General features: G+C 65.5%; 11 protein-coding genes. 2 read left to right on the forward strand and 9 right to left on the reverse strand.

The genetic code is table 11. From position 1 onward, the window contains the following. The first annotated feature begins 62 nt into the window (after window positions 1-62). Window positions 63-2,066, forward strand: a complete 2,004-nt coding sequence (locus tag HYR72_20475; protein ID MBI1817356.1) for a molybdopterin biosynthesis protein — start codon at window positions 63-65, stop codon at window positions 2,064-2,066. A gap of 15 nt (window positions 2,067-2,081) precedes the next feature. On the opposite strand, the gene HYR72_20480 is transcribed toward HYR72_20475, so the two are convergent. The 5 genes from HYR72_20480 to HYR72_20500 all read right to left on the reverse strand — a co-directional run bounded on the left by HYR72_20480 (window position 2,082) and on the right by HYR72_20500 (window position 7,998). After that, a complete protein-coding gene (locus tag HYR72_20480; GenBank protein ID MBI1817357.1) occupies window positions 2,082-2,330 on the reverse strand; it encodes a hypothetical protein in 249 nt (82 codons plus the stop codon). Between the two features lie 41 nt (window positions 2,331-2,371). Next, window positions 2,372-5,008, reverse strand: coding sequence for a M1 family metallopeptidase (locus HYR72_20485; protein MBI1817358.1), 2,637 nt, complete (start codon window positions 5,006-5,008; stop codon window positions 2,372-2,374). 63 nt (window positions 5,009-5,071) lie between these two features. Further along, window positions 5,072-6,172, reverse strand: a complete 1,101-nt coding sequence (locus HYR72_20490; protein ID MBI1817359.1) for an ABC transporter permease — start codon at window positions 6,170-6,172, stop codon at window positions 5,072-5,074. Beyond that, window positions 6,172-6,642, reverse strand: a complete 471-nt coding sequence (locus HYR72_20495) for an ABC transporter substrate-binding protein (protein ID MBI1817360.1) — start codon at window positions 6,640-6,642, stop codon at window positions 6,172-6,174. The genes HYR72_20490 and HYR72_20495 overlap by 1 nt, the downstream gene beginning before the upstream one ends. A 342-nt stretch (window positions 6,643-6,984) precedes the next feature. Beyond that, window positions 6,985-7,998 (reverse strand): ABC transporter ATP-binding protein, encoded by a 1,014-nt coding sequence (locus HYR72_20500; protein MBI1817361.1) that lies wholly within the window; start codon window positions 7,996-7,998, stop codon window positions 6,985-6,987. Window positions 7,999-8,130: 132 nt separating this feature from the next. On the opposite strand from HYR72_20500, the gene HYR72_20505 reads away from it, so the two are divergent. Further along, a complete protein-coding gene (locus HYR72_20505; GenBank protein ID MBI1817362.1) occupies window positions 8,131-9,513 on the forward strand; it encodes a TolC family protein in 1,383 nt (460 codons plus the stop codon). 6 nt (window positions 9,514-9,519) lie between these two features. On the opposite strand, the gene HYR72_20510 is transcribed toward HYR72_20505, so the two are convergent. From HYR72_20510 to HYR72_20525, 4 genes are all read right to left on the reverse strand, one after another. Next, entirely contained in the window at window positions 9,520-10,734 is a 1,215-nt protein-coding gene (locus HYR72_20510; GenBank protein MBI1817363.1) for an ATP-grasp domain-containing protein, read from the reverse strand. A 12-nt stretch (window positions 10,735-10,746) separates the two neighbouring features. After that, window positions 10,747-12,087 (reverse strand): alanine racemase, encoded by a 1,341-nt coding sequence (locus HYR72_20515; GenBank protein MBI1817364.1) that lies wholly within the window; start codon window positions 12,085-12,087, stop codon window positions 10,747-10,749. Window positions 12,088-12,147: 60 nt separating this feature from the next. Continuing rightward, a complete protein-coding gene (locus HYR72_20520) occupies window positions 12,148-13,386 on the reverse strand; it encodes a serine hydroxymethyltransferase (protein MBI1817365.1) in 1,239 nt (412 codons plus the stop codon). Between the two features lie 236 nt (window positions 13,387-13,622). Then, on the reverse strand, window positions 13,623-14,468 hold the full coding sequence (locus HYR72_20525) for a hypothetical protein (protein MBI1817366.1): 846 nt from the start codon (window positions 14,466-14,468) through the stop codon (window positions 13,623-13,625). Between the last annotated feature and the right edge of the window lie 9 nt (window positions 14,469-14,477).

Consider the following 14,477-nt stretch of genomic DNA (forward strand, 5'->3'; position numbering starts at 1 on the left):
GCTCACTCAGCGAATCTCCGCAATCCGTTTAATCCGCTCAATCCGTTGTAAAGAACTCCTCGATGGCCCGTACTCGCTACCTCAACAAGAAATCGCTGGCCGAGACGCTCGCGCTGTTCGTCGACGGTCTCGCCATTCAGCGGCGGCCCGCCGAGGACATTCCGGTCGAAGCGAGCCTCGACCGCATCACCGCCGCACCCATCGTGGCGCGGATCTCGGCGCCGCACTATCACGGCTCGGCGATGGACGGCATCGCCGTGCGCGCTCCCGACACCTTCGGCGCCGGCGAGACGCGGCCGATCGAGTTGCAGCTCGATCCGACCGGCGCCGCCGCGAACCGGCCGTTCGCCTACGTCGACACCGGCCAGGCGCTGCCCGCATGGGCCAACGCGGTGGTGATGATCGAGAACGTCTACCGCCTCGACGACACACGCATCGCGATCCGCGCGGCGGCCGGACCGTGGCAACACGTGCGACTGGTCGGTGAAGACATCGTCGCCACCGAGCCGCTGCTCCCGCGCGGCCATCGCATTCGTCCGTTCGACATCGGCGCGCTGCTCGCCGCCGGGCATCTCACCGTGCCGGTCGCGCCGCGGCCGCGCGTCGCCATCATCCCAACCGGGAGCGAGCTGATCGAACCCGGCGCGCCGGCCGCACCCGGCAACATCATCGAATTCAACTCGCGCGTCGTGGCGGCGTTTGTCACTGAGTGGGGCGGCGAGCCGTGGCGGATGGCGCGCGTGCCCGACGTGCTCGAACAGATCACCGCCGCTGTCGACGCCGCGGCGCGCGACTACGACATCGTCGCGGTGATTGCCGGCTCGTCGGCCGGTGAGCACGATTTCACCGTCGGCGCGCTCGGATCGCTCGGAGACATTCTCGTTCACGGAATCGACATCATGCCCGGCAAGCCGGCCATTTGCGCAGTGATCAGTCAGCGTCCGGTGCTCGGGCTGCCCGGCTATCCGGTGTCGACCATCATCGTCTGCCAGCAAGTGTTGCGGCCGTTGATCGCGAAGTTCCTCGGCGCCGCGCCCGCGCCGGCCGAAGTTGTCCGAGCCGTCGTGCCGCGCAAGATTCCTTCCAAGCTCGGCTTGGAAGAATTTCTGCGCGTCACGCTCGGGCAAGTTGGCGATCGCCTCGTCGCGACGCCGCTAGGACGCGGAGCCGGCGTCATCACCACGATGGTGCGCGCCGACGGTTTTCTCCGCATTGGACCGTTGTCGGAAGGCATCAACGCCGGTGAAGAAGCATCGGTCGAGCTGCTGCGCTCGCGAGCGGATATCGGCAACACCGTCGTCGTCAGCGGCAGCCACGACTTGAGTCTCGGTATGCTGGAGGATTGCCTCAAACAACGCAATCCGGCGCTCAAGCTCTCCGCCACCAACGTCGGCAGTCTCGGTGGATTGCTGGCGATGAAGCGCGGCGAAGCCCACGTCGTCGGCACCCACCTGCTCGATCCGGCGACCGGTGCGTACAATCTGCCCGACATCCAGCGCCACTTGCGAGGCGAGCCGATCGTCGTGGCGCACCTGGTCGTGCGCGATCAGGGGCTGATGATCGCGCGCGGCAATCGGAAGGGATTGAGTGGGCTGATTGATCTCACGCGTGCGGATGTGCGCTTCGTCAATCGCCAGCCGGGGGCAGGCACACGCGTGCTGCTCGACTACGAACTCGCGCAACTCGGCATCACGCCCGCACAGGTGAAGGGCTACGAGCGCGAGGAGTTCACGCACATGGCGGTCGCCGTCGCAGTGGCCAGCGGTCTCGCGGACTGCGGCCTCGGCGTGAAGTCGGCGGCGTTGGCGTTGGGGCTCGATTTCATTCCGGTCGCGCGCGAAGAGTACGATCTTGTCTTCCGTCGCGACTGCTTCGAGTCGCCGCTCGGGCACCTGTTGCTCGATGTGATTCGCTCCGACACCTTCCGCACTGCCGTCGAAGCGCTTGGGGGCTATGACGCGAGTCGATCGGGGACGATCAAATCGTTACCGGCCAAGACGGCATCGTCGCGACCAGTGCGAAGGGCGAAGCGGAAGCGCGCGGTGGCGAAGCGACGTACACGGTGATCCGAGTCGCCGCGGTCAGTGAGCTGGAAAAATCTCTTCGTGTCGTTTGCCCGCCAACGTCGACTGCAACTGCGCCACCGCGTCGTCGGGCGTCGCCGCCAACGCCATCAGGCTATGATCGGCGAGCGTCAGTTGCACTTCGCACGGCACGGCGGTGAAGAACCCGTTCGGCAGACTCGACACCATGACGAAGAACGCCTTGCCGTCCGGCGCACGAAATTGGAACCACTCGACCTTCTGAACCACATACGGTGTATCACCCATCGGTGCCCATCTCCCTTCGTACCGCGTCTCGGCTTGCCAGATTAAGCGCGTTGCGCCAACCACTCGCGCAGGCCCTTGGCAGCGCGGCGACGGAATTCGTCGTTGAGATCGAAACGCTCGACCGCTTGCTTGAGCGCGCGCGCGGCTGTCGGGACCGGGTGGGCGCGGAAGAAGGCGGTCACGTCGCGCTTGTATGCCGGCGTTTGCAACTGCGGCGTCGCATCGATCACGCGCGACACCATCATCGGCGGCAGCCGCTTCGCGAGCGGCTCCCAGCGGTCTTTGATGAACTGCCAAGCCGATTCGCGCGCAGCGCGGTTGCCGAGCAGCCGCACCAGCATGATCCCGACATCTTGTGTAGAGACCTCGTCCGTCAACGTGAGCGCGTGCGTGCGCGCCAGCAGCGTGACGTCGCGAAAGTCCGTGAGCGCGAGTTCGAAGCGCCGCTTCTCCTGGGGCGTCGGCGCGGTCTGAACAGCGGCCCGCAACTGTTCGTAGCAGGCCGCGTCGCCGCAGCGCGCCGCCATACTCACCACCGAATCAGCCAAGTTCGGGTCGAGCGCGTGGCGGTCGGCGAGATAAACAGCGAAGCGCGCCGACGCTTCGCGGACAATCGCCGGCGCTTCGGCGATTTCGCCGAGCACGCGCAAGAGCGACGCGCGCCGCAGCCGTGTATCGTCCGGCTCTCTGGCGGCGACATCCCAGCCGAGCGTGCGCCACGCCGCATCGAATACCGCAGTGAGCCAACGTCGGAACGCAGGCCTGCCACCGACCGCGTCGGCCAACTGCTCGTCCACGAAACGCAAACAGCCGGCGAGGGTATCGAGAACATCAAAGTCGGTTTCGCCTCCGAAACCGGCGGCAAGATCCAGGAACCCTTCGATGCCGGCGTGTCCGCCGCGCACTGCCGCCCATTGGTGTTCGATCAATCCGAGCCGCTCAACCGAGGTCAGCGCGTCGAACATCACGCCGCGCAGCGCCGCCAGCGTCGCGTCGTCGTGCAGTGGCCGATAAAAGCCGCCCTCGGCGGCGTTGGCATACACCCACGTGGTGCGACGCGACGGACCGAGTAGCAATTCGTCGCGCCCTTTCGTCATCAGATGGCGCGTCGGAGTACGGGTCCCGCTGGTCTTGACGACGACCGGAACCGGCCAGCGCTGCCGCGTCGGTTTGGCCTTGGGGTTGGTAAAGTAGCGCGTTTGCCGCAGCGCCAGCACGGCACGGCCGTTACGATCGGAGCGATCGACACGCAGCAGCGGAAAACCGGGCTGCTCGATCCAACCGCGCGCCACACGAGTGACTTTCTGCCCCGACGCCTCTTCGAGCGCGCGCCACAAATCGTTGGCGGTGGCGTTGCCCTCGCGATGCCGGCGAATGTACTTACGCACGCCGGCGCGGAACGCGTTCGCGCCGAGATAGCTCTCGATCATGCGCACCACCGACGCACCTTTTTCGTAGGTGATGGCGTCGAAATTCTCGGTCGCCTGCGCCGGACTCTTCACTTCGGCGTAGATCGGATGCGTGTGGCCGAGCGCATCGAGGCTGAGGGCGGCGGCGCGATGGTGCGCGAAGTTGGTCCACATGCGCCACTCCGGCTTCCAGTCGGCGACGACGCGGAACGCCATCCACGTCGCGAACGCTTCGTTCAGCCACAGGTCGTTCCACCAGGCCATGGTGACGAGGTCGCCGTACCACATGTGGGCGAGTTCGTGGGCGACGACTTCGGCGACGCGCTTCTTCTCTGCGAGCGTGATGGTGGCGGGATCGACAAGCAGCAAGGTCTCGCGAAACGTCACGGCGCCGGCGTTCTCCATCGCCCCCGCTTCGAAGTCGGGCACGGCGATAAGGTCGAGCTTCTCGTACGGATACGGCAAGCCGAAGTACTGTTCCAAGCGCGTCAGCGATTCGACCGCCGCCTCGAGGGCAAATGCCGTGAGATGTCCTTTACCCGGCACGTGCCAGATGCGAATCGGCGTGCGGCCGACGAAACGCGCCTCGGATGATTCAAGCTCGCCGACGCACAGCGCGCACAGATACGTGGACAGCTTCGGCGTGGTGGTGAAGTGGACGGTCTTGTGGCCGTCACCGTGCTCGTCGACGCGCGCGATCGGGTTGTTCGAGATCACCGCGTTGCGGGACTCGGTGGTGACCGAGAAGGTGAAGCGCGCCTTGAAGCTCGGCTCGTCGAAACACGGGAAGAAGCGGCGGGCGTCGGCGGCCTCGAGTTGCGTGAAGGCGTAGCGCCGTCCGTTGCTGGTGGCGCTGTAGAGCCCGCGCAGATGCTTTTGCAGCGGACCGGAGAAACCCAGCTTCAGCAGCGCGGCACCCTTGGCAATCGCGGTCGGGAGCGTCAGCGTGACCGTCTCGCGTTTTGTATGGGCGAGCGGAGTCGCCACCTGGGTGACGCCAGCGGTGATGACGGTCGCGCGCTCGATCGTGAGATCGGCGGCGTGCACCTCGATCGCGGTGTGGGCGCGAGCGAGCGTCAACTCGATCCGCGCTTCGCCGTGAAAGGTTCCGGCCTCGAGGTCCGGCGTGACGTGCACGGCATAGTGCGTCGGCTGAACCAGCGCCGTCAGACGGAATTCCGCGTCCGGGACGCGTACCGGCCACGGGCGCGTCCGACTTCTCTGGTTGGATTTCTGTTGCTTACGCGGCGCCGCTAGCTTGCCCTTCACAATTGCCTCCGTCTCACCATTTCACGATTCACGAGTCACGAGTCACGTTTCACGTCTCACGTCTCACGTCTCCGCGTAGCGGAACAGGCGCTGGCCGATCAAGAACGACACGCCGCCGTAGGCGAACAGGAATAGGAGTTCCGGAGCGATTTCCATGAGTGTCTTCTCGCGGAGCATGACATCGTGCAAGGCCAACATCGACCACGTCGTCATCGCGGCCTGCGCAATCGTTTGCATCCACTTCGGCTGTTCGAAGAACGGCCACCAGCAACCGCCGATCGACGCGAGGATGAACATCGACGACAACCCCGCCGGAATGATCTGCTCCCGTGTCCGCGCGATGGCAGCAATGATCATGCTGAAGCACGCCATCGAAAACACGATGGCGAACACCGTGAGCACAAAGGCCACAACGGAGTGTCCGAGCGAGAGGTGATACATGAAGTGCCCAAAGCCGAGCAGCAAGGTGAGCTGCGCCGCACCGACGAGGATGCGCGCGAACAGTTTGCCGCCCAATACCGCCCACGGTGTCACCGGTGCGATCGCGATGCGGCCGCTCGTGCCCCATGCTTCTTCGTCGCGCAGACCGAACGACACGCTGAACAACAGACTGAGCAACACGAAGGTCACACTGAACCCCGGCACGTTCTGTTCGAGCGATGAAAACTTCAGTCGCTTGCCAGTGAGCGCTCGCTCCTGCAGGTCGAGCAGTTCTTCGTGAAACGGATCGCCGAGCGAGGCAGCTTCACGGTCAGCGAGCAGCATCACTGCCTTGATCGCGCTCAGCTCCGTGCCTTGCGCGGGATCGGTGAGCAGCTCGATGGTCGATGGTTTGTTGGTGAGGTAGCGCTTACTCATACCGCCGGGAAGCACCAGCATGGCGGCGGCTTGGTTCTCGTCGCGCACCAGCGCCTCGGCCCTGGCGCGATCAACTACCTGCACGTCGAGGTGCTCGCGGAATACCTTGATCAGCGCGTTCGCCACCGGTCCCTCGTCTTCGTTGACGATCGGTAACAGAATGTTGCTGCTGCCGCCGCCCTGGGTTTCGGCGACGACGAGGATGACGATAATCGGCACCACGATCAGCGACACCAACGCCGAGCGATCACGGGCGATCAAACGCAGATCCTTGCGCGTGACCCACAGCAGTTTGCGCCAGTTCATCACGCGGTATCGTCTTGGCCGCCGAACTTCTTGCGCATGCTCTCGAGCAGTGCCTCGATCGAGCCCTTGCTGAGCTGGCGGTCGAGCTGCTGGCGGAAGTTGTCGGTGAGGCTCAAGTCCTCGACTTGGATGTCGATGGCCAACCAGCGCGCAGCGGCCGCGCGCATTCGGTAGGTCACCATGAACTCGTCCTTGGGTGTGACGATCTTGGTGTCGACGCGGGTGAACCCGTCGCCCGGCGTCTCGCCGACGTAGTCGAACACCGGCTTCTCGAAGAACAGCAGCTTTTGGAGATACGTGCGCTGAAACAGGGTGCGGAAGAGCGCGAGGAACTCGCGTTGCTGCGCGGGGCTGAATTGGGTCCAGTGATCGCCGAGCGCCGCGCGTCCCATCGCATCGGTGTCGAGAAAATCCTTGAGCACCGCTTCCAGCTCGGAGAGCTTCTGGTTGTGCAGATGGTCACCGTTCACGATCGCGCGGGCGCGCTCAAGGGTGTCCTTGGTGTAGTCGAGCGCGTTGACGGCGAGGACGGGGCGAGAGAAACCCAGTACCGCCGCGAACAGAAGGCCGATCCACGTTACACTGTGTGTAGGAGCGCTTTCGATACGATCGCTTCGCGATCTACTCGGGCAAACGGGTATTAGGCTTCCCGAGGAAAAACCGCTTCCCCGAGTAGCCGCCCTGAGTAGAAGCCGAAAGGTTCGTATCGAAGGGCGGCGTATCGAGGGGTCACCCTTTGCGAAAATCCGGGTAGGGGCGACGCATGCGTCGCCCGTTCCTCGCGGGAACCGATGCAGTTCGGTCATCGAACTTCAGTCCCGCAGTTCCTTGCCGGTCAGACGCAGGAAGAGCGTCTGCAGACTCAGCGGCGCGATTTGGATGGTGACGCGATCGGCGTAGCGGCCGATGATCGCCGTCAGCGCGGGCAGCGCGCGCGCCGCGCCTTGGGTGAAGACACGCACCGTGCCGTCACTGCGTTCGGTGCTGCAGACTCCGGCCGCCGTTTGCAGGCCGCTGAGATCAACCGAAAGGGGCAAGCCGCGCACCTCGATCACCTCGGCGCAGCCGGCGTCGGCGAGCAGATCGCTGAGACGCCCCATTGCGATGATGCGGCCCTCGTCAACTATCGCGATGCGGTCGCACAGTTGTTCCGCTTCTTCCATATAGTGCGTCGTGTAGACGATGGCCGTGCCGTCGTTGCGCAGGCCGCGGACGATCTCGAAGATGTGCTCGCGCGAATGCGGATCGACCCCGACGGTGGGCTCGTCGAGCAGCAGCAACCGCGGTTGGTGGACCAAGCTCACCGCCAAGTTGAGCCGGCGCTTCATGCCGCCGGAAAAATTTGCGACCGGCTCGTTGGCGCGGGTGTCGAGTTCCACCAACGACAGTAGTGTGCGCACACGTTCGCCGAGGTCGCGCCGGCGCACGCCGAACATGCGCCCGAAGAAGCGCAGATTTTCCGCCGCCGTGAGGGTTGGATAGATTGCAATTTCCTGCGGCGCCACGCCGATCAGGTGGCGCACGGCTCCCACCTCGCGGGTGACGTCGTGGTCAAACACTTGCGCGGTTCCGGCCGACGGTTGCCGCAGCGTGGCGATGATCGAGATCGTGGTGGTCTTGCCGGCGCCATTCGGACCGAGCAGTCCGAACACCTCGCCGGCACGCACTTCAAAGGAAACCCCGCGCACCGCTTCGATCTGGTCGTAGTTCTTGCGCAGCTCGTGAACCCGCAGCGCCACGCCCGGTGCCGGGCTGCGTTCCGGCACGGACTGTAGTATCGGTTGCGACCGCTCAACGGGCTGGGGCACAACGGTGAGGCTGGGCATCTTGTTTGTCAGTTCGGCGCTCGATCCGAGGGTACCGGATTCCCGCCTGGCAGATCCGCAGGAAACCAGATTTGGTAGGCTGGGGGAAGGGCTGCGGCCAACTTTCTCGTTTCAGTTGTTAGGAGGGTCGCGATGCGTGCAATCATCAACGGATGGTCGAGATTGGGATTGTTGCTCCTGGTGGTGTTGGCGCCGGCGGCGCGCGCCGCGGACTCGGACGCCGCGCCGTGGACGCTCAGCCGCTGCATTCAAGCCGCGCTGCGGTCCAGTCCAGACTTGGCCGCCGCTGCCGCCGACATCGCCGCGGCGCAGGGTCGTTTGCGCGAGGCTGAGGCCGGCCGCTACGGCGAGGCCGGGTACACGCAGTTACTCGGGCTGGTCAACAAAGCGAACGGTAACGCGGTCGCTTCGAACGACAGCAAGAACGATTTCTTCAACGGCCTCGGTCCGTTCACGCGCATGGACTTGCACCTCGCCGTGCCGCTGCTGACGTTCGGCAAATTGCAAGCCGCGCTGGAAGCCGCCCAGCACGGGCTGGCGAGCGAGCACGCGCGCAGCGCCGAGCGCCGCGACGCAATCATCGCCAGCACCAAGCAGCTCTATTACGGCTTGCTGCTGGCGCGGCAACTCGCCGACATCTTGCACGACATGCAGGAGACGCTCGACAAAGCCGTCGCCACCACAGAGAAACGGCTGGCGGACAAGACCCCGGGCACAACGGAGCTCGATCTGCTGAAACTGAAAGTCGGCCGCGCCCGCTTCGCCAAGGGCATGGCGGACGTGAACGCCTCGGCGCTGCTGGCGCGCAGCGCACTGGCGCGCACCGTTGGAGTCGCCGATGGCGAATCGGGTGGCAGCGAATTCGATGTCGCCGATCGCAAGCTGCAACCGGTCAAGGCGGAGCTGAAGCCACTCGACGACTACCTCGCGCACGCGCTCGACCGCCGTCCCGAGTGGACGCAACTCGAAGCCGGCGTGGCCGCCCAGCGCGCGAAGGTCGCACTCGAAGAGGCGGACTACTATCCCAAGGTGTTTCTCTCCACCGGGCTGCAGTTCGCGCGCGCCGGCAATCGCACCGAGCAGAGCAATCCGTTCGCCTATGACGACTTCAACTACCTGCGGCCGGTCGGTGTCCTCGGGATGAACTGGGACCTCAACTTCTGGACCACCGGCGCCAAGGTGGATCAAGAACGCGCCGCACTCGACCGGCTGCGGGCCCTGCGTCGCGACGCGGAGACCGGGCTGCCCCTCGAATTGCGGACCGCCTACATCGAAGTGACCAAACAGCACGACACGCTGACAGCGGCGGAAGATGGTCGCAAAGCGGGGCGCGGCTTGCTCATCCTCACCGTCAGCAACTTCGACCTCGCCATCGGCACCGCCGAGGAACTGTTCAACGGCCTCGGCGCCTATACCGAGAGTAGCAGCGACTACTACCGCGCCGTCCACGACTACAACGTCGCGGTCGCGTCGTTGAGCCGCATCGTCGGCGAGGTGACCGACCTCCAATACTGAGGCGGGCTACATCTCCGGCAATTGGTGGCGAGCGGCACGCAGTGCATCGCGCCAGAAGGCGGGCTGCAGAAACATGCGCCACAGCAGATCGTCGGGAGCGAAGGTACCGTCCATGTCGGCATCGCGCCATGCGTGCAACGCGCCGCTGAGTGCGGCGCCGCGATTGGTTGCGCCCGATTCCAGTAGCGTGCGCACCAGCGCCCGCGCCGAGCACCATTTCACGCTGGCGGCGAGCTGCGCGGGCGCCGCCTCGGCGCGCTGCTCCGTCGCCTCGCAATACAGCAGATACGGCAGATTGATTCCGCAACGCGTCGCCAGTTCGATCCACAGCCACGGGCGCGGGTTAGCGTCGAGCAACTTCAACTGCCCGTCAGCCGCGTCGCGCTTGAATTCGAGATCGGCGATTCCAGTGAAGCCCGCCTGCTCAACCAGCCGCCACACCGGCGCCGCCAATTCCGGCAGTGGCAAGCCCTCGACCACCGACCCATCGCCGAAGTCGCGCGGCACCTGCGCCAACTTCCGCGCGGTGAACAGCGCGCGATTGCCGTCGCGCCCAACAAACACGCCCGCGGTGAGCAAGTCCGTGACCTCGCCCGGGACCGGTCGCTGCAGCATCATCTCGTACCCCAGCTCGTGCGCGCGGGTGACGATCGCCCGCGCGTGGGCGACGTCGGGTGCGAGCAGCGCCTTACATCCGAAGTCGTGGCGGAACGACCGCAGCGCATAGTCGCCGACCCAGATCACGCGCTGCGCTGGCTTGACCACGATCGGGTACGACAGATCGGTAGGCCAGTGGGTGGCGGTGAGCACCCAGGTCTGCGGTGTCGCCACCCCAGCCGCTGCGCTCGCTTCGTATAGGCGCGGCTTCGACACCCAGCGTGCCAGTTGCTCCACCGGCGACAGCGCGATGCGGAAGTGCTGCGCCAACTCATCGCGACCGCGTTGTACGAGCAACATCGACGACTCGTCGGTGACGAACAGCACCGGCGGTGTGGCGAACGTGCGGCCGATCGTCATCACGGCATCGAGAAACGCGCGGCCCGCGCTCGGCGGCGGACAGGTGACGACGCGCGCGTGACGCGAATAGCGTGCCGGCCCGAGCGCGTTCCACGCCGCGACCGTACAGGCCACGCCGCGCGGCGCCAGGCTGCGGACGAGTCCCAGAGCGGTCAGGCTGTCGGGAACGATGACCGCCGGCGCGAGATCGGTACGAGGTTGCACGAGGTCCGGTCCTCACACCGGCGATGGCGGGCACTGGGTGTGGAGCACGTCGACCGCGGTCTCGCCGCGCCGAATCAGGTGCAACACGCCGCGCACATCAACGAAGTACACCGGCGCGCGCGGCCGGGTGAACTGATTGGCGCGCGCGATCGAGTACGCGCCGGCATCGAGGATCGCGACCGGATCGCCGACCTCGAGCGTGGGTGCCGGGTGATCGTAGAAGAGCACGTCTTGCGTCGCCAGCGTCGGCCCGCCGAAATGCCAACGCTCGGTGGCCGGCTGGTTGGCGCGAGTCGGAAACTGCACGCGCCATTCGGAGAACGAGAGCTTCTCGGGCAAATCGTTGAGGCTCACGTCGAGGAAGACCCACGGTGGTTTGACGACGCCGACGCGGGCGAGCATCAGGCCCGCGCTGGCCACCAACGTGCGACCCGGTTCGAGCCCGACCGTCAACGGCAGATCGTGTCGGCGGCGCAATTCCACGATGCGCGCGGCGATGCGCGCGGCCATTGACAGACTCGACTCCATCGGTGCCTGCATCACGCCGAAACGCTCCGCGACGCGCGCAAAAGCGAACCGACGCGCGACGCGCAGGTTCAGCATCGCATCGGCGGGCAGACCGCCGCCGAGATTTACCTCATCGATCTGCACGCCGCGCTGGCGCAGGTGCGCCGCGGCGGCGAAAAACTGATCGAGCGTGGCCAGGTAGCGCTCCGCGCGCGTCACCTGCGAACCGACGTGCGCCATCAGGGCCGTCCACTCCAACTCGTCGGCGTGACCGATGATGTCCGCGAGCCGATCAATATCGGCGATCGGAAATCCGAATTTCTGCCGATACGTGCGGACGATGTGGTGATACTTCGGCGGCGGCAGCGCCGGCTCGACCCGCAATCCGATGCGCACGCGTCGCCCGGCGCGTTGCGCCAAGCGACGCAGCGTCGCGATCTCTTCCGCAGACTCGACGTTGATGAGGTAAATCTCATCGGCAATTGCGCGCGCCAACTCCGCTTCATCCTTCAGCGGGCCATCGAAGACGACACGACTCCAGTCGAACCCGGCGCGCTCGACGGCGAGCCGTTCCACACCGCCGGAGATCTCAGCGCCGCAGCCGAGATCACGCAGGGTCGTCAATACGCCGGTCTCGAAGTTCGATTTGACCGAGTAGTACAACCGTACCGGATCAGCGGCAGCGAGCGCGTGCCGGAGCGCGGCGTAGTGATCGCGGAGGGACTGCTCGAACATGACGTACGCGGGCGTACCTGTGTGCGCCGCGAGCGCGGCAAGATCGGCGACCTTCGGCGTGGCGCCAAAGATCGCCGCAGCGGAGGATACCGCCGACGATGACGCAAGCATGATCTCTAGTCATGTAGCGTTCCCACCCGTGAAAAGGCAAGGCGAAAATGGGTCGCCGGTCTACGAAACGGGCCAGATCGGAAAGCGCACACATAGCGCACGCACGTCGGCGGCGATGCGCATGCGCAGCGATGCATCGTCTGGTTGATGCAACACCGCGCCGATCCATTGGGCGATCTGCCGCATCTCGACGCTGCCCATGCCGCGCGTGGTCAGCGCTGGCGTCCCAAGCCGCAAGCCGCTGCAAATCGTCGGCGGGCGCTGATCGTACGGGATGGTGTTCTTGTTGGCGACGATGCCGGCTTCTTCGAGTAGATTCGCGGCCACTTTGCCGGTGAGATGCTGCGGCCGCAGGTCGATCAGCATCAGATGGTTGTCGGTGCCGCCCGACACCAGCCGGAATCCCGCATCGATCAACCCCGCCGCGAGTTCCCGCGCGTTGACGATGGTCTGTTGCTGGCGTGCGCGGAAGCCTTCGCTCATCGCTTCGCGGAACGCGATCGCTTTGGCGAAGATCGTGTTCACGTGCGGCCCGCCCTGCGTGCCGGGAAAAACCGCCTTGTCGATCTTTGCGGCCAATGCCTTCCGGCAGAGGATCACGGCTGAGCGTGGACCGCCGAGTGTCTTCTGGGTCGTGGTGGTGACGACATCGCAGTGCGGCACCGGATCGGGATGCACACCGCCGACTATCAAACCGGCGATGTGCGAGACATCGGCCATCAGATACGCGCCGACGCGGTCGGCGAGGCCGCGCCACGCGGCGAAGTCCCACAGCCGCGGGTACGCGGTCGCGCCGGTGACGATCAGTTTGGGTCGCACGCGTTCCGCGAGTTCGGCGATGTCGTCCATGTCCAACCGTTCGGTTTCGCGATTCACGCCATAGTGAATGAAGCGATAGAGCTGACCCGACATATTCACCGGACTGCCGTGCGTGAGGTGGCCGCCCTGGTTGAGATCGAGGGCGAGCACCGTATCGCCGGGCTGTAGCAGCGCGAAGTAGACGGCGAGATTCATCTGCGCCCCGCTGTGCGGTTGCACCGAGGCGTGCTCGGCACCGAAGAGTTGCTTCGCGCGGTCGATGGCGAGCCGTTCGATGGCATCGCTGGGGCCGCAGCCGTTGTAGTAGCGCGCGCCGGGGGCACCCTCGGCGTACTTGTTGGCGAACACGTTGGCGACGGCGGCGATCACGGTCGGGCTGGCGTAGTTCTCCGACGGGATCATCATCAGCGTGTCGCGTTGGCGCGCTTCCTCGGCGTCGAGGATGGCGGCCGCATCAGGATCGATCGAATGGAAGTCCATCTGTGCCTCCGTTGGAGAGCCGAAACGAAAAACGCCCGGACTCCCCTCTACGGGGACCCAGGCGTTCGGCCCACCAGCGTCAGCACTCCCTCGTGGTCGGTTCCACGCGATCCCGATGCGGGACCCTCCGGAGTTCCACCGGAGTCGCCAGTCGTGCAGTCGATGACTACCGCAACCCTAGTCCGGGTGAGCGCATTACGTCAAGACTGCCAGATGCGGCCACGTTTGCGATGGGCTCACGATCGTACAAGCCATTTTCCGGGCAAGCCGTCGATGCCGCAATCGATGGCCACCGCCGCTTCGCTCCGCAGCGCTTCGATCGCACGGGTCGCGCGTCGGCGATCGCCGACAACGCTCACCACATCGTTGAACGTCGCGTAGATCACCGCCTCCAGATAGCGGCGCGTCACCTGCGCGGCCGCGTGATCTTCTTTGAGTCGACGCGCCTCGCTGACGCGCTCGGGATACCGGCGCGCCACCAGATCCCACACGTAGGTGAACGGATCGTATCGCACCTCGCGCATCGCCACGTAGAGTCGCTGCTGGAGCTCGGCGAGGGCGCCATCGAAGGTGCGGCGTTGGCCAGGGCGGGCCAAATTGACCGCCAGCTTCAGCGCCAATGTATCCTGTGGGCCCTCGCGATGCAGGACGTCGAGCACGGCCTTGGCCGCCGGTGAGAGCAACCCGTCGCGATACTCGCGCACGTAGTCGCGTTGCGGACCGAACAGCCGGTAGACGGCCGGGAACAAATCCCAGGCGACGAAGATCGGTTTGCCGCGAATCAGTTTCGCGTAGAACACCTCGCCGGCGGCGGGAAGCGCGTCTTTCAATCGCCAGGCGAGACTGACTTCCGGGTCGTGATGACTGTGGTGCGGGAACTGCGGATCGCGGCGCCCGCAGACTGCAACCCACAGCGAGGGCAGATTGAGCGCGCGGGTGGCGAACAAGGAGGCGAGGCCGGCCTGGTTGAGAAACGTCAGCGCGCGCCGCGCGCCCTGCACACGCAGCCGCGGCAGGCGCCGGAAGGTACGATCGCGGCGTGCTTCGAGCCGATCGAGTGAGATCGCTTCGGTTGCGGGCATCGCAACGCC

Source organism: Deltaproteobacteria bacterium (assembly GCA_016178705.1).
GTDB lineage: Bacteria > Desulfobacterota > Binatia > HRBIN30 > JACQVA1 > JACOST01.